The sequence below is a fragment of the uncultured Massilia sp. genome (genome assembly GCF_913773735.1).
In the GTDB taxonomy this organism is placed as follows: Bacteria; Pseudomonadota; Gammaproteobacteria; order Burkholderiales; family Burkholderiaceae_D; genus Telluria.
Map to the genome: position 1 here is coordinate 62,446 of NZ_CAJYEB010000023.1, position 17,064 is coordinate 79,509.

Below are 17,064 nucleotides of genomic sequence, written 5' to 3' on the forward strand. Positions count from 1 at the left end.
ACTACTGCAGCGCCTTCTCGATATCGTCCGCGATCTCTTCCGGCTTGGTGGTCGGCGCATAGCGGTGGATGACCTTGCCGTCGCGTCCGACCAGGAACTTGGTGAAGTTCCACTTGATGGCCTCCGTTCCCAGCACGCCCGGCGCCGTTTCCTTCAGGTGCTTCCAGAGCGGATGCGCTTGCTCGCCGTTGACGTCGATCTTGGCGAACATGGGGAAGGTGACGCCGTAGTGCTTTTCGCAGAAGGCGCCGATCTCGGCGTCGCTGCCCGGTTCCTGGTGGCCGAACTGGTCGCAGGGGAAGCCCAGCACCTCGAAGCCGGGGCCGCGCGCGTGCAGCTCGCGGTAGACCTTTTCCAGGCCCTGGTATTGCGGCGTGAAGCCGCACTTGCTGGCGGTGTTCACGACCAGCAGGACCTTGCCGCGGTAAGCGCCCAGGTCGACCGGCTGGCCGGCGAGCGAGGTGGCCTGGAAGTCGAATACGTTCATGGTTGTCTCCTGCAGCGGGATGAATTTCGATGCAAGAGTGTAGAGCAAAGCGGCGATGCGTGCGTTGCAGGCGTCGCGGCCGAAAACCGGGGTCAGAGCCCTTGGAAAGCAAAACCGGGCTCTGACCCCTGGCGCACCAGGCGTCACACGAGGCCCAGGTGCTGGGTGCCGGCGGTCAGGTCGCGGTCCTTCGCATGCTTGCTGTTGAGCTTGATGTTCAGGCGCAGGTCGTTGACGGAGTCGGCGTTGCGCAGCGCGTCCTCGTAGGAGATCTTGTCGGCCTCGTACAGGTCGAACAGGGCCTGGTCGAAGGTCTGCATGCCCAGCTCGCGCGACTTCTTCATGATTTCCTTGATCTCGTGGACCTCGCCCTTGAAGATCAGGTCCGAGACCAGCGGCGAATTGAGCATGATCTCGATGGCGACCACGCGTCCCTTCGCTTCCTTCTTCGGGACCAGGCGCTGCGAGATCAGGCCCTTCAGGTTCAGCGACAGATCCATCAGGAGCTGCTGCCGGCGCTCTTCGGGGAAGAAGTTGATGATGCGGTCGAGTGCCTGGTTGGCGCTGTTGGCGTGCAGCGTGGCCAGGCACAGGTGGCCGGTCTCGGCGAAGGCGATCGCGTGTTCCATCGTCTCGCGGTCGCGGATCTCGCCGATCTGGATCACGTCCGGCGCCTGGCGCAGCGAGTTCTTCAGCGCCGCCTCGAAGCTGTCGGTGTCGACGCCGACCTCGCGCTGCGTGATCACGCAGTTCTTGTGCGGATGGACGAATTCGACCGGGTCCTCGATGGTGATGATGTGGCCGTAGCTGTTCTCGTTGCGGTAGCCGACCATCGCCGCCAGCGTCGTCGACTTGCCCGAGCCGGTGGCGCCGACCATGATCACCAGGCCGCGCTTGGTCATCACCACGTCCTTCAGCACGTCCGGCAGTTCCAGGTCGTCGAACTTCGGGATCGTCGTCGTGATCACGCGCAGCACCATGCCCACGGCGCCCATCTGCATGAAGGCCGAGACGCGGAAGCGTCCCAGGTCGCCCGGGCTGATCGCGAAATTGGCTTCCTTGGTCAGCTCGAAGCCGGCGGCCTGCTTGTCGTTCATGATGGCGCGCGCCAGGTCGGCCGTGTGCGAGGCGCCGAGGGCCTGGTTCGACACCGGCGTCATGCGGCCGTCGATCTTGATCGCCGGCGGGAAGCCCGTCGTGATGAACAGGTCGGAGCCGCCCTTGCTCACCATCAGGCGCAGCAGGTCGAACATGAATTTGGAGGCCTGGTCGCGTTCCATCGTGCGTTCTTCCTATGACTTAGCCGGGAAAGTTTTCCGGGATCTTGGCGGCGGCGCGCGCGGCGGCCGAGGAGATGACGTTGCGGCGCACCAGGTCCGTCAGGTTCTGGTCCAGCGTCTGCATGCCGACGTTCGAGCCGGTCTGGATCGCCGAGTACATCTGGGCGATCTTGGCTTCGCGGATCAGGTTGCGGATCGCCGGCGTGCCGATCATGATCTCGTGCGCGGCCACGCGGCCGGAACCGTCCTTGGTCTTGAGCAGGGTCTGCGAGATCACGGCCTGCAGCGATTCCGACAGCATCGCCCGCACCATCTCCTTTTCCTCGGCCGGGAACACGTCGACGATACGGTCGATGGTCTTGGCGGCCGACGAGGTGTGCAGCGTGCCGAACACCAGGTGGCCGGTCTCGGCGGCCGACAGCGCCAGGCGGATCGTCTCCAGGTCGCGCAGCTCGCCGACCAGGATCGCGTCCGGGTCTTCGCGCAGCGCCGAACGCAGCGCGTTGTTGAAGGACAGCGTGTGCGGGCCGACCTCGCGCTGGTTGATCAGGCACTTCTTCGATTCGTGCACGAATTCGATCGGGTCCTCGATGGTGAGGATGTGGCCGTATTCGTTCTCGTTCAGGTGGTTGACCATCGCGGCCAGCGTGGTCGACTTGCCGGAGCCGGTCGGGCCGGTCACCAGCACCAGGCCGCGCGGACGCATGGCCAGTTCGGTGAAGATCTTCGGCGCGTTCAGCTCTTCCAGCGTCAGGATCTTGGACGGGATCGTGCGCATCACGGCGGACGCGCCGCGCTCCTGATTGAAGGCGTTCACGCGAAAGCGCGCCAGGCCCGGAATGGCGAACGAGAAGTCGCACTCCAGCATCTCCTCGTACTGCTTGCGCTGGCCGTCGTTCATGATGTCATAGATCATGCCGTGCACGTCCTTGTGCTCCAGCGGCGGCAGGTTGATGCGGCGCACGTCGCCATGCACGCGGATCATCGGCGGCAGGCCGGCCGACAGGTGCAGGTCCGACGCCTTGTTCTTCACGGAGAAAGCAAGCAGTTCCGAAATGTCCATTTATAATCCTTGGGCCCTGGCGCAGCCGTTCCGCCGGGGCGCTTGTAACTGAAAAATATTTCCTACAGAAAACCATTATGTCCACAATCGCCGCGAACTTGCAAGCTGTCGAAGCGACAATCGAGGCCGCCTGCCTGGCCGCCGGACGGCCGCGTTCGGCGGTCCAATTGCTGGCCGTGTCGAAGACCTTCCCTGCGCAAGCCGTGCTGGAGGCGGCCGCCAGCGGCCAGCGCGCCTTCGGCGAAAACTACCTGCAGGAGGGCGTCGACAAGATCGCCGCTGTGGCGAAAGCGCGACCGGAACTGCGGCTGGAATGGCATTTCATCGGCCCGATCCAGAGCAACAAGACGCGCCCGATCGCGACGCACTTCGACTGGGTGCACACGGTCGACCGCCTCAAGATCGCCCAGCGCCTGGCCGAGCAGCGCCCGCCCGAGCGCGGCATCCTGAACGTCTGCCTGCAGGTGAACATCAGCGGCGAAGCCAGCAAGAGCGGCGTGCGTCCGGACGAACTGCCGGCGCTCGCGCAGGCCGTGGCGGCGCTGCCGAACCTGCGCCTGCGCGGCCTGATGGCGATCCCGGAACCGCAGGCCGACCCGGCGCTGCAGCGCGCGCCCTTCGCCCGCCTGCGCGCGCTGGCGCAGGAACTCGGCAAGGCCGGCATCGCCGTCGACACGCTGTCGATGGGCATGTCGGCCGACATGGGCGCGGCCGTCATGGAAGGCGCGACCATCGTGCGCGTCGGCAGCGCCATCTTCGGCGCGCGCCATTACGAATGAACATAGAACGGGGACTCCCATGAAGATCAGTTTCATCGGCGGCGGCAACATGGCGACTGCCCTCATCGCGGGCCTGGCCGGCAATGTGGCGCAGGGCGCGGACATCCACGTGGTCGATCCGGAGCCGGAAGCGCTGCAGCGCCTGCATGCGGCCTACGGCGTGACGAGCGCGCCGGACATCGGCGCCACCGTCGCGGCCAGCGACGTGATCGTGCTGGCCGTGAAGCCGCAGCAGATGCGCGACGTCGCCCTCCACCTGCAGTCGCAGCTGTCGGGCGGCCCGCTGCTGCTGTCGATCGCCGCCGGCATCCGCGCCGAAGACCTGTCGCGCTGGCTGGGCGGCTACGGCGCCATCGTGCGCACGATGCCGAACACGCCGGCGTTGATCGGGCAGGGCGTCACCGGCATGGTGGCGCTGGCGGGCGTCGGCGCGGCGCAGAAGGAAGCGGCCGACAGCATCATGCGCGCCGTCGGCCTGACCGTGTGGCTGGACGAGGAAAGCCTGATCGATCCGGTGACGGCGGTGTCGGGCAGCGGTCCCGCCTACGTGTTCTACTTCCTCGAGGCGATGCAGCAGGCCGCGCGCGACATGGGCCTGTCGGCGGAGCAGGGCAGGGCGCTGGCCCTGGCCACGTTCACCGGCGCGGCCCAGCTGGCGGCGCAATCGGACGAGGGCGTGGAAGTGCTGCGCCAGCGCGTGACGTCGAAGGGCGGGACCACGCATGCGGCCATTTCCAGCATGGAGGCGGCGGGCGTGAAGGAGGCGATCGTCGCGGCCATGAAGGCGGCGGCGGCGCGGGGCAGGGAATTGGGCGAGGAACTGGGGAAGTAAGCACCCCTGATACGTCGCCCCGGCGCAGGCCGGGGCCCAAGTTCGTGGCATGCCTGCAAATTGGACCCCGGCCTGCGCCGGGGCGACGACCGGCGGCGCTAGCGCCTGAACTGGCGCACGACGCCCAGCACATTGCGCACCATGCCCACGCCGGACATGAGCGCGCCGGCCAGCCCGGCGAGCCGCTTGCGCTTGGCCAGCAGCAGCCCCAGGGCAGTTGCTGCAGTGCCCAGCACCAGCTTCTTGTTGCCGACGACGAAGCCGGCCACCGGATGGCCGAGCGCGTTCGACGGCCGCAGCGCCAGCAGCGCGTCGGCCAGGCCGGCGCGCTGTTCGGCGCACTCGGCGACCAGTTGCGCGCGGCGTTGCGCGAGCGAGGGTTTAGTCATGGTGGGCTCCCGCATTCGCCTCGGCGGCGCGGATGGCGGCCGCCTGGCGCACGTAGTCGGCGTCCTTGCGCAGTTCGGCCAGCGTGGCCGACAGCAGCGGCGGCTGGGCGTTCAGCGCGGCGCGCACCTTCAGCAGGATCGCCGCGGCCACTAGCGCGAACAGGATCGCCATGCCGGCCGTGGCCTGCAGCGGATAGCTGTCCCAGAACAGCAGGATCACGAAGAACGCGCCCAGCATGAAGGCCGCCGCCAGCAGGAACGCGGCCAGCAGCGACAGTACGACGTGGCCGAGCAGGCGGCGCGCGTCTTCCTGGAACTCGACGGCGGCCAGTTCGAGCCGGGTGGCCGCCATGGCCACCACGGTCGACGCCGCGCGGCCCGCGGCCGCGAAGATGGCCATTATTTACGGGCGATCAGCATGCCGATCACGACACCGACGGCGGTGCCCAGGCCGACGGCCTTCCACGGGTTTTCCTTGACGTATTCGTCGGTGGCCTTGGCGGCGACCTTGGTCTTTTCGACGACGGCTTCTTCCAGGCGGATGATGTCTTCCTTGGCCTGGACCAGGGTGCGCTCGAACTTGGCCTTGGCCGCCTTGAACTCTTCGCCGGTCATCTGGCCGCTGTGGCGCAGCCACGATTCGGCGTCGTGGATGACGGTTTTCAGGTCGGACAGCAGTTGGTCGCGTGCGCCGGTCTGGGTCGGGATTTTTTCCATCATGGGGTGCCTCTCGAGGTGTTTATGGTGTATTGAATAATATTAACCTAATGCATAGTCTAGCGCGACTCCCGCGAACAGTGCCGCACCCAACCAGTTGTTGTGGCGGAAGGCGGCAAAGCAGCGCATGCGGTCGCGCCCGCGGATCAGCGTGTAGTGGTAGAGCGCCATGCCGGCCGCCACGACGACGCCGCCGACGAACCACCAGCGCAGGCCCAGCATCCAGCCGCACACCAGGTCGATGCCCAGCGCCACGGCGTAGCACAGCATCACGGCGGCGACGTCGTGGCGGCCGAAGGTGATGGCCGAGGTGCGGATGCCGATCTTGAGGTCGTCGTCGCGGTCCACCATCGCGTACTCGGTGTCGTAGGCCACGGCCCAGAACACGTTCGCCACCAGCAGCCACCAGGCCACGGCCGGGACCGCGCCCTGCACGGCGGCGAAGGCCATCGGGATGCCGAAGCCGAACGCGATGCCCAGGTAGGCCTGGGGGATGGCGAAGAAGCGCTTGAAATAGGGATAGCTGCCGGCCACGATCACGGCGACCACGGACAGCTGCTTGGTCAGCGTGTTCAGCGGCAGGATCAGCAGGAAGGAGACGATGGCCAGCACGGCGGCCACCATCAGCGCCTCCCAGCCCTTGATGCGGCCGCTGGTCAGCGGGCGGTCGACGGTGCGCTTGACGTGGCGGTCGAAGTCGCGGTCGGCATAGTCGTTGATGGCGCAGCCGGCCGAGCGCATCAGGGCGGTGCCGAGCACGAAGATGACGACGTACAGCGGTTCGGGGCGGCCGCCGGAGGCCATCCACAATGCCCACAGCGTGGGCCAGAGCAGCAGCAGGATGCCGATCGGCTTGTCGGCCCGGATGAGGCGGAAGTACAGCGCCAGCTTGGTCATGGAAACTCGGAAGTGATCTGCAAATCCGAATTGTAGCGTGCCGCCGCGCAACCACGTCGTCCCGGCGCCGGCCGGGGGCGCTCCCGCATGCGCGGACGGCGGCACGCCGTCGGGGTCCGCCCTGCGCCGGGGCGGGTGCGGCGGACTATGCCGCGGCCGGCAGCGTGACCATCTCCACGCCGGGCAGCCGGCACTCGGCCACCGCGTTGACCACCGCGTCGATCGCCGCGCGGCGCGTGAAACTCTTGCGCCAGACGATCACCACGCGGCGCGACGGCGCCGGTTCCTGGAACGGGACGAAGGTCAGCATGCCGTTCGGGTCCTTCATGTCCGGCACCGAGGCGCGCGGCAGGACCGTCAGGCCGATGCCGCTGGCGACCATGTGGCGGATCGTTTCCAGCGACGAGCCCTCGAAGGTGCGCTGCATGCCGTTGCCGGGGTTCGACGAGAAGCGCGCCATCTCCGGGCAGACTTCCAGCACCTGGTCGCGGAAGCAGTGGCCGGTGCCCAGCAGCAGCATGGTCTCGCTCTTGAGGTCCTCGGCCGAGATGTCGCGGCGCCTGGCCCAGGCATGGTCCTTGGGCATGGCGACGACGAACGGCTCGTCGTACAGCGCCTGCACGGCCATGCCGTGCTCGGGCAGCGGCAGGGCCATGATGGCGGCGTCCAGCTCGCCCTGGCGCAGCATGTCGAGCAGCTTGACGGTGAAGTTCTCCTGCAGCACCAGCGGCATCTGCGGCACGTTCTCGATCAGGTTCTTCACCAGCGGCGGCAGCAGGTAGGGGCCGATGGTGTAGATCACGCCCAGGCGCAGCGGGCCGGACAGCGGGTCCTTGTTCTGCTTGGCCAGTTCCTTGATGGCCGCCGTCTGCTCGAGCACGCGCTCGGCCTGGGCCACGATCTGGGCGCCCAGCGGCGTCACCGACACTTCCGAGCCGCCGCGCTCGAACAGTGTGACGCCGAGCTCGTCCTCCAGCTTCTTGATGGCGACGGACAGCGTGGGCTGCGCCACGAAGCAGGATTCGGCGGCATGGCCGAAGTGGCGGGCGCGGGCGACGGCGACGATGTATTTCAGTTCGGTCAGGGTCATGGGTCGGGCTGGCTGGGCGTATCGCGAACGACACGCCTGCTGATTATTTGGGCAGATACACACTATTTTACAATCAAAGCTGCCGATATAATGGCCGCGCCGGCGACGCCGCCCGGCTTTGATAGAGAGTCAACGATGTCCTCGACCTTCGGCCCGGAGCAAGCCCAGTCCTACATGCACAAGCTGTTGACCGTCATGCACCAGCAGGGCGGCTCCGACCTGTTCATCTCGGCCGACTTCCCGCCCAGCATGAAGCACCAGGGCGCGATGAAGCCGCTGTCGAACCAGCGCCTGACCGGGGAGGTCACGCGCGCGCTGTCGCTGGCGCTGATGAACGAGCGCCAGCGCGCCGAGTTCGAGGCCGAGATGGAGTGCAATTTCGCCATCTCGCTGCCCGGCGTGTGCCGCTTCCGCGTCAACGTCTTCGTGCAGCAGCAGAGCGTGGGCATGGTGGTGCGCACCATCGCCTCCGAGATCCCGACCTTCGAGAAGCTCGACCTGCCCGACGTGCTGAAGGACGTCGTGATGACCAAGCGCGGCCTGGTGCTGGTCGTGGGCGGCACCGGCTCCGGCAAGTCGACCACGCTGGCGGCGATGATCGACTACCGCAACGGCAACTCGGCCGGCCACATCATCACGGTCGAGGATCCGGTCGAATACGTGCACAAGAACAAGAACTGCCTGGTCACGCACCGCGAGGTCGGCGTCGACACGCTGTCCTGGCACAATGCCCTCAAGAACACGCTGCGCCAGGCGCCGGACGTGATCCTGATCGGCGAGATCCGCGATACCGAGACGATGGAACACGCGATCGCCTTCGCCGAGACGGGCCACCTGTGCCTGGGCACGCTGCACGCGAACAATGCCAACCAGACGATGGACCGGATCGTCAACTTCTTCCCGGAAGAGCGCCGCCCGCAGCTGCTGATGGACCTGTCGTCGAACCTGCGCGCCATCGTCTCGCAGCGCCTGGTGCGCACGGAAGACGGCAAGGGCCGCAAGGCGGCCATCGAGATCCTGCTGAACACGCCGACCATCGGCGAGATGATCTTGAAGGGAAATTTCCACAGCATCAAGGAAATCATGCACAAGTCGCGCGAACTGGGCATGTGCACGTTCGACCAGGCCTTGTTCGAGCTCTACAACAAGGGCTGGATCGGCTACGAGGAAGCCATCCGCAACGCCGACTCCGCCAACGGCCTGCGCCTGCAGATCAAGCTGTCGGGCGAACGCGGCGCCCCGGGCGAGTCCGGCGCCGCCGCCAGGCCGGCCGAGCTGTCGATGCTGCCGGACGAGCCGCAGGACGAGGCCCCGAAGGCCTGAGGTCCGCCCGCTGCCATCCACCGTCGTCCCGGCGCAGGCCGGGACCCAATCCGAACCGAACCACCATGCCCGACTTCGAACAAAAACTCTGCACCCGCGCCACCCTGCAAGCCCGCATCGCCGACCTGCCCAGGCCGGTCGTCCTGACCAACGGCGTCTTCGACATCCTGCACCGCGGCCACGTGACCTACCTGGCGCAGGCGCGCGCACTCGGCGCCGCGCTGGTCGTGGCCGTGAACACCGACGCCTCCGTGAAACGCCTGGGCAAGGGCGACGACCGCCCGCTGAACACGCTGCCCGACCGCATGGCCGTGCTGGCCGCGCTGGAATCGGTCAGCCTGGTCGTCGAGTTCGACGAGGACACCGCGCTCGAGGTGGTGCGGGAAGCCCGCCCCGACATCTATGCCAAGGGCGGCGACTACGTGATGGACCAGATTCCCGAGGGGAAGGAAGTCATCGCCCAGGGCGGCAAGGCGGTCGCCATCGATTTCGCGCACGACCGTTCCACCACCAAGCTGGTGGCGAAGATCCGCCAGTTCGGCGGCTGACCGGCGGCCGTAGGGTGCGCACCCCGTGCGCACCAGGCGTTCGCGTCATGCCGGCGTTCGGTGCGCACGGGGTGCGCACCCTACATGGGTGACCATGTGCGGTGCAAGGTTCAGCCCCCGCCGGCGTAGCCGTTCTGGCGCCAGGCCTCGTAGACGACCACGGCGACCGTGTTCGACAGGTTCAGGCTGCGGTTGCCCGGCATCATCGGCAGGCGGATGCGCTGCGCCGGCGGGAAGGATGCGCGCAGGGCCGGGTCGAGGCCGCGCGACTCGGCGCCGAACACGAACACGTCGCCCGGCCGGAACGCCACGTCGGCGAACGGCGCGGAGCCGTGCGTGGTCATGGCGAACATGCGCGCCGGATCCGGCCGCGCCTCGGCCAGGAACGCGTTCCAGTCCTTGTGCACCTTCATGGTGGCGTAGTCGTGGTAGTCGAGGCCGGCGCGGCGCATCTTGGCGTCGTCGAGCGGGAAGCCGAGCGGCTCGACCAGGTGCAGCTGCGCGCCGGTGTTGGCGCACAGGCGGATGACGTTGCCCGTGTTGGGCGGGATTTCTGGTTCGACCAGGACGACGTGGAACAAATGGTTCTCCTTTAAGCACATCGGTGCGCATGGGGTGCGCACCCTACGCCCGCTATTATCCATGCGGCGGCGTGCGCGCGAACACCAGGTTCGTCACGCGCGCCGCGCCGAAGCGCTTGAAGGTCGCCGCCAGCTCGCCCAGCGTGTGGCCGCTGGTCATGACGTCGTCGACGATGCCGACGTGGCGGCCGGCGACGCGATCCGGCGCCGTCACCGCGAACGCCCCGCGCACGTTGCGGGCGCGCTCGGCGGGGGCGACGCCGGACTGCGCCGGCGTGTCGAGCAGGCGCTCGGCCAGCCGCGGGTGCAATGCCGTGCCCAGCGCGCGGGCCAGGGGACGGGCGATTTCCAGCGCCTGGTTGAAGCCGCGCCCGACCAGGCGCTCCGGCCCCAGTGGAACCGGACACAACAGTTCGGGCAGCGCCAGGCCGGGGCGGGCCAGCACGGCATCGCGCAGCATGGCGGCGCACCAGGGCGCCAGCGCGAGGCGCGCGCCGAATTTCAGTTGCAGCACCAGCTGGTCGAGCGGGGCGGCGTAGTCGACGGCGGCGACGGTGGCGTCGAACGGCGGCGGCGCGGCCAGGCAGGCGCCGCAGGCCGGGGCGTCGTCCGGCAGGGGATTGGCGCAGCGGCCGCACCGCGGCCTGGGCAGCGCATACGCCGCCTCGCATGCCGCGCACACGACGCCGTCGCAGCCGCCGGCGCACAGCGCGCAGGTGGACGGCAGCAGCAGGCGCAGCGCCGTCCCCATCCAGCGGCCCCCGAGGGATGGCAGGTCGCTCATTGGTCCCATCGTCGGCCCCATCGTCGGCTCGTTCGCCGACAACCATGTACACTGGGCGATTATCTCATTCGACCGCGGTTGACCATGGTTTCACCCCAAGCTTCCTCCACATTGAGCGCGCCCATCGACCTGATGCGCGTGCGCCAGCTGTTCGACGATCCGGCCCGGATCGCCCAGTCCGACTTCCTGCGGCGCGAGATCGCCAGCCGCATGTTCGACCGCCTGGCGCTGGTCAAGACGGCGCCGCGCCAGGTGCTCGACGCCGGCTGCGGCGCCGGGGCCGACATCGCCGAGCTGCAGAAGCGCTATCCGGCCGCCCAGGTGCTGGGCCTGGACTCGGCGCCCGCCATGCTGGCCCGGGCCGGCGGGGCGCAGGCGCCGCGTTCCTTCCTCAGCCGCCTGCTGCCGGCCAAGGCCGGCATCGACCTGGTCTGCGGCGACTTCGGCCAGCTGCCGTTCGGCCAGAATGCGCTCGACCTGGTCTGGTCGAACCTGGCGCTGCACTGGCACCCGCAGCCGGACCGCGTGTTCGCCGAGTGGCGCCGCGCGCTGCGCGTGGACGGCCTGCTGATGTTCTCGACCTTCGGGCCGGACACCTTCCGCGAGCTGCGCGCGGCCTTCGCCGCGCTGGACGCGGCGCCGCACACGCTGCCCTTCGTCGACATGCACGACTTCGGCGACCAGCTGGTGGAGGTGGGCTTCACGACGCCGGTGATGGACATGGAGACGATCACGGTCACCTACGACACGCCGCAGGCCATGCTGGCCGACGTGCGCGCCTTCGGCGGCAATCCGCTCGACTCGCGCCGCCGCGGCCTGGTGGGGCGCGGCGCCTGGCGGCGCGTGCTCGACGCGCTGGCGGCGCAGCGGCGCGCCGACGGCAAGCTGGCCCTGACGTTCGAGATCATCTACGGCCACGCCTTCCGTCCGGCGCCCAAGGTGACGGCGGCCGGCGAGGCCATCGTGCGCTTCCAGCCGCGCACGCCGCCCAAGGCCTGAGGGCAGGGCGTTGCATGCGGCACCGCGTCAGTAATTTTCCTTGAATAAAAATTAGCCATTTCAGTATAATCAATGACACTTTTTTCGATTGGAGTCGTAAAAAAGCACAAAATTTAGGCAGAACAGCGCCCAGCAGCGTGCAGTCAAACTGTTGCAGCAACACAAGTCATCAAAAAGCCGGCGTCATCGAGGCCCCCACGCGGTCCCGGATGACGGCGGACATAAGGATTTCGCAGCGGCGGCTTTCGTTCGTGGAATTGCTGACCGTTTCAGAAAATTCAAAATTTTTTTGGGTGGTTGGGGACGACATGACTTATGCAAAGCGATTCAAGACGTTGATGTACGGCCTGGCGCTGGCGGCGGCGACTGCCGCCGGTCCGGCCCTGGCGGCGGACCCCGTCGTCACGGGGCGCCCGCTGGAGCACCAGCTCAACATGCAGGCGCCCGTGACCGGCATCGCGGCCTACATCTACAGCCTGCACAACTGGATGATGGTGGTCTGCCTGGTCATCTTCGTCGGCGTGTTCGGCGTCATGTTCTATTCGGTGTTCAAGCACCGCAAGTCCCTCGGCCACAAGCCGGCCACCTTCCACGAATCCACCACCGTCGAGATCGCCTGGACCGTCGTCCCGTTCCTGATCGTGATCGGCATGGCGCTCCCCGCCACGCACGCCGTCGTGGCGATGAAGGACACGTCCAACCCCGACCTCACCATCAAGGTGACGGGCATGCAGTGGAAGTGGGGCTACGACTACCTGAAGGGGGAGGGCGAGGGCATCTCCTTCCTGTCCAACCTGGCCACCCCGCGCACCCAGGTCGGCGAGCCGGGCCTGGCGCCGACGGAAAAGCGCACCGAGAACTACCTGCTCGAGGTCGACAACCCGGTCGTCGTGCCGGTGAACAAGAAGGTGCGCCTGGTGCTGACGGCCAACGACGTGATCCACTCCTGGACCATCCCCGCCTTCGCCGTCAAGCAGGACGCCATCCCCGGCTTCGTGCGCGACACCTGGTTCCGCGCCGAGCAGGTCGGCACCTACCGCGGCAACTGCGTCGAGCTGTGCGGCAAGGAGCACGCCTTCATGCCGATCGTCGTCAAGGTTGTCTCGGCCGAGGACTACTCGGCCTGGGTCGCCGGCGAGCAGAAGAAGATGGCGGCGCTGGCCGACGACCCGAACAAGGTCTGGACCATCGACGAGCTCAAGACCAAGGGCGAGAAGGTCTATGCCAGCAACTGCGTGGCCTGCCACCAGGCCAGCGGCCAGGGCGTGCCGAACGCGTTCGCCTCGCTGGTCGGCTCGCCGGTCGTGACCGGTCCGAAGGCGGAACAGATCGCCGTCCTCCTGCACGGCAAGCACAGCGGCAAGTTCCCGACCGCGATGCCGCCGTGGCCGCAACTGTCGGACACCGACATCGCGTCGGTGATCACCTACACGCGTAACAACTGGACGAACAAGGCCGAGGAGAATATCGTGCAACCGTCCGAGGTACTGGCCGCACGCGGCAAGTGAGCGTCGTCCGCGGTGCGCACCGGCATCGCATCGGCATCAAGGAGACCGGGCCGTGCGCAGCTTGCGCGGCCCGCGAAGCAGACCAGATCGACCAGGAAAACTGACATGACTTCCAGCACCATCGACCAGTCGCACGAACAGGGCCACGACCACGACCATGCGCACGACCACCCGCACGGCGCGCGCCGCTGGCTGTTCGCCACCAACCACAAGGACATCGGAACCCTGTATCTGTGGTTCTCGTTCGTCATGCTGCTGTCGGGCGGCGTGCTGGCGCTGATGATCCGCACCGAGCTGTTCCAGCCCGGCCTGCAGTTCTTCCGCCCCGAATTCTTCAACCAGCTCACCACCATGCACGGCCTGGTGATGGTGTTCGGCGCGATCATGCCGGCCTTCGTCGGCTTCGCCAACTGGATGATCCCGCTGCAGATCGGCGCGTCCGACATGGCGTTCGCGCGCATGAACAACTTCTCGTTCTGGCTGCTGCCGCCGGCGGCGCTGCTGCTGGCCGGCTCCTTCTTCGCGCCGGGCGGCGCCACCGCGGCCGGCTGGACGCTGTACGCGCCGCTGTCCACGCAGATGGGCCCGGGCATGGACATGGCGATCTTTGCCATGCACATCATGGGCGCCTCGTCGATCATGGGCTCGATCAACATCATCGTCACCATCCTGAACATGCGCGCGCCGGGCCTGACCCTGATGAAGATGCCGATGTTCTGCTGGACCTGGCTGATCACCGCCTACCTCCTGATCGCCGTGATGCCGGTGCTGGCCGGCGCCATCACGATGACGCTGACCGACCGCCACTTCGGCACCTCCTTCTTCAACGCGGCCGGCGGCGGCGACCCGGTCATGTACCAGCACATCTTCTGGTTCTTCGGCCACCCCGAGGTCTACATCATGATCCTGCCGGCGTTCGGCATCATCTCGCAGATCATCCCGGCGTTCGCCAGGAAGCCCCTGTTCGGCTACGCCTCGATGGTGTACGCGACCGCCTCGATCGCGATCCTCTCGTTCATCGTCTGGGCGCACCACATGTTCACCACCGGCATGCCGGTGACGAGCCAGCTGTTCTTCATGTACGCGACGATGCTGATCGCCGTGCCGACCGGCGTGAAGGTGTTCAACTGGGTCGCCACGATGTGGAAGGGCGCGATGACCTTCGAGACACCGATGCTGTTCGCCGTCGGCTTCATCTTCGTGTTCACGATGGGCGGCTTCACCGGCCTGATCCTGGCCGTCACGCCGATCGACATCCAGGTGCAGGACACCTACTACGTGGTCGCCCACTTCCACTACGTGCTGGTGGCCGGCTCGCTGTTCGCCCTGTTCGCCGGCTTCTACTATTGGGGACCGAAGTGGACCGGCCACATGTATCCGGAACTGCGCGGCAAGATCCACTTCTGGCTGTCGCTCATCACCTTCAACGTCACCTTCTTCCCGATGCACTTCCTGGGCCTGGCCGGCATGCCGCGCCGCTACGCCGACTATGCCGTGCAGTTCACCGACTTCAACATGATCGTGTCGATCGGCGCCTTCGGCTTCGGCCTGTCGCAGGTCTACTTCCTGTTCTTCGTGGTGCTGCCGACCATCCGCGGCGGCGCCAAGGCCGAGGCCAAGCCCTGGGAAGGCGCCGAGGGCCTGGAGTGGACCGTGCCGAGCCCGGCGCCGTTCCACACCTTCGAGAACCCGCCGCTGGTGAAGTGAGGACGACATGGACCAGCCACCGCGCCCGAAGCCGAACAACCTGCGCACCGCCCTGTGGGTGGGCGCGCTGGCCCTGTTCTTCTTCGTGATGTTGTTCGTCAAGCGCCTCTGGATGCATTGAGATGCAGGCCGACGCCGCCAGGACCGAGCAGAGCGGGCGCCTGCGCCTGAACCGCACCACCTTGCTCAAGCTGGTGGTGGTGGCCTGCGTCATGTTCGGCTTCGGCTATGCGCTGGTGCCGATCTACCGGCAGGTGTGCGAGGTCCTCGGCATCAACGTGCTGACGCAGAAGGACGGCACCGTGGAGCGCCCGGCCAATACCCAGGTCGACATGGCGCGCACCGTCACCATCGAACTGGACGGCAATGCCCAGGGACCGTGGCGCTTCCGCCCGACGCAGCGCTCGATCGACGTGCATCCCGGCGAGATGGCGACCGTGGTCTACGAAGTGGTGAACACGCAGGCGCGCACGGTGAAGGCGCAAGCCATCCCGAGCTATGCGCCGCAGGCGGCGACGCCGCATTTCAAGAAGGTGGAATGCTTCTGCTTCCAGGAGCAGGTCCTGAAACCGCACGAGGCGCGCCAGATGCCCGTCGTGTTCTTCATCGACCCGGCGCTGCCGCGCGAGGTGAAGAACATCACGCTGTCGTATACCTTCTTCGAGATCGGCGGCGCGGTCGCCGCGAGGGAGTAGGCATGGACGAGCCCACGCCGCGCCGGCAGGCCTCGTTCGGCGCCACGATGAAGGCCGTGTTCTGGTCCTTCTTCGGGGTGCGCAAGCGCAAGGACTACGAACACGACGCCGCCAACCTGAACCCCATCGCCGTCATCGTCGGGGCGCTGGTCGGGGTGGCGCTGTTCATCGGATTACTGGTGCTGGCGGTGCATGTCGCGGTCGCCAGGAGCTAGACGATATCGACGAATTACCAGATCGAGGAGACGACAAGATGGGAACCCCGCATACCGCGCCGTACTACTTCATCCCCGGGCCATCGCGCTGGCCGATGGCGGCCGGCATCTCGATGCTGGTCACGATGGCCGGCGCGTCCGGCTGGGTCAACGGCGCCGCCTGGGGCATGGCCGTGTGCCTGGCCGGCATCGTCGCCATGCTGTTCGTGCTGTACCGCTGGTTCGGCGACGCCATCCGCGAATCGGAGTCGGGCGTCTACGGGCCGCGCATCGACGCGTCCTACCGCTGGTCGATGAGCTGGTTCATCTTCTCGGAAGTGATGTTCTTCGCCGCCTTCTTCGGCGCGCTGTTCTATGCCCGCGCCATCTCGATGCCCTGGCTGGCCGACCTCGACCACAAGGTGATCTGGCCCGACTTCGCCGGCCACTGGGGCGGCACCGGCCCGGCCGGCACCGTGGAACAGTTCAACGTCATGGGTCCGTTCCCGATCCCGACCATCAACACGGCGCTGCTGCTGACCTCGGGCGTGACGCTGACCATCGCCCACCACGCGCTGCGCGCCGGGCACCGCAGCAAGACCGCGCTGTGGCTGTTCCTGACCATTTTGCTGGGCGCCGTCTTCATGGGCTTCCAGGCCTACGAATACCACCACGCCTATTCGGAGCTGAACCTCAAGCTCACCTCGGGCATCTACGGCTCGACCTTCTTCATGCTGACGGGCTTCCACGGCTTCCACGTGACGATGGGCGCGATCATGCTGGCCGTGGTGCTGTATCGCGTCATGAAGGGCCATTTCACGCCCGAGCACCATTTCGCCTTCGAAGGGGCCGCGTGGTACTGGCACTTCGTCGACGTGGTGTGGCTGGGCCTGTACGTGGTGGTGTACTGGCTGTAGGCGGGCGGCCGTCGCCCCGGCCCGGCCCGGCGTGGCGCCGGGCGACGGTCAGTGCAGGCCCTTCGGCTGGATCCACCCCATCTTGTAGGAAAACAGCACGAGCAGGAACAGCGTGATCGACAACCCGACCCGCAGCGCCAGCGCCTGCACGGTCCGGTTGCTGCGCCCCTTGTCGCGCATCAGGAAGAACAAGGCCGACCCCAGGCTGCCGAGGATGAGCACGAAGGCGATGGCGACGGCGATTTTCATGGAAGATCCTGGCAAAGGAGCAAGA

The 17,064-nt window shown here is 67.1% G+C and carries 21 protein-coding genes; 10 read left to right on the forward strand and 11 right to left on the reverse strand.

Annotated elements, in window-relative coordinates; translation table 11 throughout:
* Position 1: 1 nt before the first annotated feature.
* The 3 genes from QZ749_RS09990 to QZ749_RS10000 all read right to left on the reverse strand — a co-directional run bounded on the left by QZ749_RS09990 (position 2) and on the right by QZ749_RS10000 (position 2,830).
* A complete protein-coding gene (locus tag QZ749_RS09990) occupies positions 2-487 on the reverse strand; it encodes a glutathione peroxidase (protein WP_296946065.1) in 486 nt (161 codons plus the stop codon).
* Positions 488-630: 143 nt separating this feature from the next.
* Positions 631-1,767, reverse strand: coding sequence for a PilT/PilU family type 4a pilus ATPase (locus QZ749_RS09995; protein ID WP_296946068.1), 1,137 nt, complete (start codon positions 1,765-1,767; stop codon positions 631-633).
* A gap of 19 nt (positions 1,768-1,786) precedes the next feature.
* A complete protein-coding gene (locus QZ749_RS10000) occupies positions 1,787-2,830 on the reverse strand; it encodes a type IV pilus twitching motility protein PilT (protein ID WP_296946071.1) in 1,044 nt (347 codons plus the stop codon).
* 77 nt (positions 2,831-2,907) lie between these two features.
* On the opposite strand from QZ749_RS10000, the gene QZ749_RS10005 reads away from it, so the two are divergent.
* Complete coding sequence (locus tag QZ749_RS10005; protein ID WP_296946074.1) at positions 2,908-3,609, forward strand: YggS family pyridoxal phosphate-dependent enzyme; 702 nt, start codon at positions 2,908-2,910, stop codon at positions 3,607-3,609.
* Positions 3,610-3,628: 19 nt separating this feature from the next.
* A complete protein-coding gene (gene proC / locus QZ749_RS10010) occupies positions 3,629-4,441 on the forward strand; it encodes a pyrroline-5-carboxylate reductase (protein ID WP_296946077.1) in 813 nt (270 codons plus the stop codon).
* A 98-nt stretch (positions 4,442-4,539) separates the two neighbouring features.
* Here proC and QZ749_RS10015 read toward each other — a convergent pair whose 3' ends face one another.
* The 5 genes from QZ749_RS10015 to QZ749_RS10035 all read right to left on the reverse strand — a co-directional run bounded on the left by QZ749_RS10015 (position 4,540) and on the right by QZ749_RS10035 (position 7,534).
* A complete protein-coding gene (locus QZ749_RS10015; RefSeq protein WP_296946080.1) occupies positions 4,540-4,830 on the reverse strand; it encodes a hypothetical protein in 291 nt (96 codons plus the stop codon).
* Positions 4,823-5,230, reverse strand: a complete 408-nt coding sequence (locus tag QZ749_RS10020) for a phage holin family protein (RefSeq protein WP_296946082.1) — start codon at positions 5,228-5,230, stop codon at positions 4,823-4,825. Before QZ749_RS10020 ends, QZ749_RS10015 begins: the two co-directional genes overlap by 8 nt.
* Positions 5,230-5,550 (reverse strand): YqjD family protein, encoded by a 321-nt coding sequence (locus tag QZ749_RS10025; RefSeq protein ID WP_296946084.1) that lies wholly within the window; start codon positions 5,548-5,550, stop codon positions 5,230-5,232. The genes QZ749_RS10020 and QZ749_RS10025 overlap by 1 nt, the downstream gene beginning before the upstream one ends.
* 39 nt (positions 5,551-5,589) lie before the next feature.
* Positions 5,590-6,444 carry a 4-hydroxybenzoate octaprenyltransferase gene (gene ubiA, locus QZ749_RS10030; RefSeq protein ID WP_296946086.1) on the reverse strand — a complete coding sequence of 285 codons (855 nt, stop codon included), beginning with the start codon at positions 6,442-6,444 and terminating at the stop codon, positions 5,590-5,592.
* A 145-nt stretch (positions 6,445-6,589) separates the two neighbouring features.
* On the reverse strand, positions 6,590-7,534 hold the full coding sequence (locus QZ749_RS10035; RefSeq protein WP_296946089.1) for a hydrogen peroxide-inducible genes activator: 945 nt from the start codon (positions 7,532-7,534) through the stop codon (positions 6,590-6,592).
* Positions 7,535-7,669: 135 nt separating this feature from the next.
* On the opposite strand from QZ749_RS10035, the gene QZ749_RS10040 reads away from it, so the two are divergent.
* Complete coding sequence (locus QZ749_RS10040; RefSeq protein ID WP_296946091.1) at positions 7,670-8,857, forward strand: PilT/PilU family type 4a pilus ATPase; 1,188 nt, start codon at positions 7,670-7,672, stop codon at positions 8,855-8,857.
* Between the two features lie 65 nt (positions 8,858-8,922).
* A complete protein-coding gene (gene rfaE2, locus QZ749_RS10045) occupies positions 8,923-9,405 on the forward strand; it encodes a D-glycero-beta-D-manno-heptose 1-phosphate adenylyltransferase (RefSeq protein WP_296946095.1) in 483 nt (160 codons plus the stop codon).
* A 110-nt stretch (positions 9,406-9,515) separates the two neighbouring features.
* On the opposite strand, the gene trmL is transcribed toward rfaE2, so the two are convergent.
* Both trmL and QZ749_RS10055 read right to left on the reverse strand, forming a co-directional pair.
* Positions 9,516-9,986, reverse strand: coding sequence for a tRNA (uridine(34)/cytosine(34)/5-carboxymethylaminomethyluridine(34)-2'-O)-methyltransferase TrmL (gene trmL / locus QZ749_RS10050; RefSeq protein ID WP_296946098.1), 471 nt, complete (start codon positions 9,984-9,986; stop codon positions 9,516-9,518).
* A gap of 55 nt (positions 9,987-10,041) precedes the next feature.
* Positions 10,042-10,770, reverse strand: coding sequence for a ComF family protein (locus tag QZ749_RS10055; protein WP_296946101.1), 729 nt, complete (start codon positions 10,768-10,770; stop codon positions 10,042-10,044).
* Positions 10,771-10,854: 84 nt separating this feature from the next.
* Between QZ749_RS10055 and QZ749_RS10060 the strand changes: the two genes are divergently transcribed.
* From QZ749_RS10060 to QZ749_RS10085, 6 genes are all read left to right on the forward strand, one after another.
* Positions 10,855-11,769 carry a methyltransferase domain-containing protein gene (locus QZ749_RS10060; protein ID WP_296946103.1) on the forward strand — a complete coding sequence of 305 codons (915 nt, stop codon included), beginning with the start codon at positions 10,855-10,857 and terminating at the stop codon, positions 11,767-11,769.
* Between the two features lie 308 nt (positions 11,770-12,077).
* On the forward strand, positions 12,078-13,277 hold the full coding sequence (gene coxB, locus QZ749_RS10065) for a cytochrome c oxidase subunit II (protein WP_296946107.1): 1,200 nt from the start codon (positions 12,078-12,080) through the stop codon (positions 13,275-13,277).
* A 105-nt stretch (positions 13,278-13,382) separates the two neighbouring features.
* Complete coding sequence (gene ctaD / locus QZ749_RS10070; RefSeq protein WP_296946110.1) at positions 13,383-14,984, forward strand: cytochrome c oxidase subunit I; 1,602 nt, start codon at positions 13,383-13,385, stop codon at positions 14,982-14,984.
* A 122-nt stretch (positions 14,985-15,106) separates the two neighbouring features.
* Complete coding sequence (locus tag QZ749_RS10075; protein WP_296946114.1) at positions 15,107-15,679, forward strand: cytochrome c oxidase assembly protein; 573 nt, start codon at positions 15,107-15,109, stop codon at positions 15,677-15,679.
* Positions 15,680-15,681: 2 nt separating this feature from the next.
* Positions 15,682-15,894 (forward strand): DUF2970 domain-containing protein, encoded by a 213-nt coding sequence (locus tag QZ749_RS10080; protein WP_296946116.1) that lies wholly within the window; start codon positions 15,682-15,684, stop codon positions 15,892-15,894.
* Between the two features lie 38 nt (positions 15,895-15,932).
* On the forward strand, positions 15,933-16,790 hold the full coding sequence (locus QZ749_RS10085; RefSeq protein ID WP_296946118.1) for a cytochrome c oxidase subunit 3: 858 nt from the start codon (positions 15,933-15,935) through the stop codon (positions 16,788-16,790).
* Positions 16,791-16,838: 48 nt separating this feature from the next.
* Here the strand turns inward: QZ749_RS10085 and QZ749_RS10090 are convergent, their stop codons facing one another.
* On the reverse strand, positions 16,839-17,039 hold the full coding sequence (locus QZ749_RS10090) for a twin transmembrane helix small protein (protein ID WP_296946121.1): 201 nt from the start codon (positions 17,037-17,039) through the stop codon (positions 16,839-16,841).
* Between the last annotated feature and the right edge of the window lie 25 nt (positions 17,040-17,064).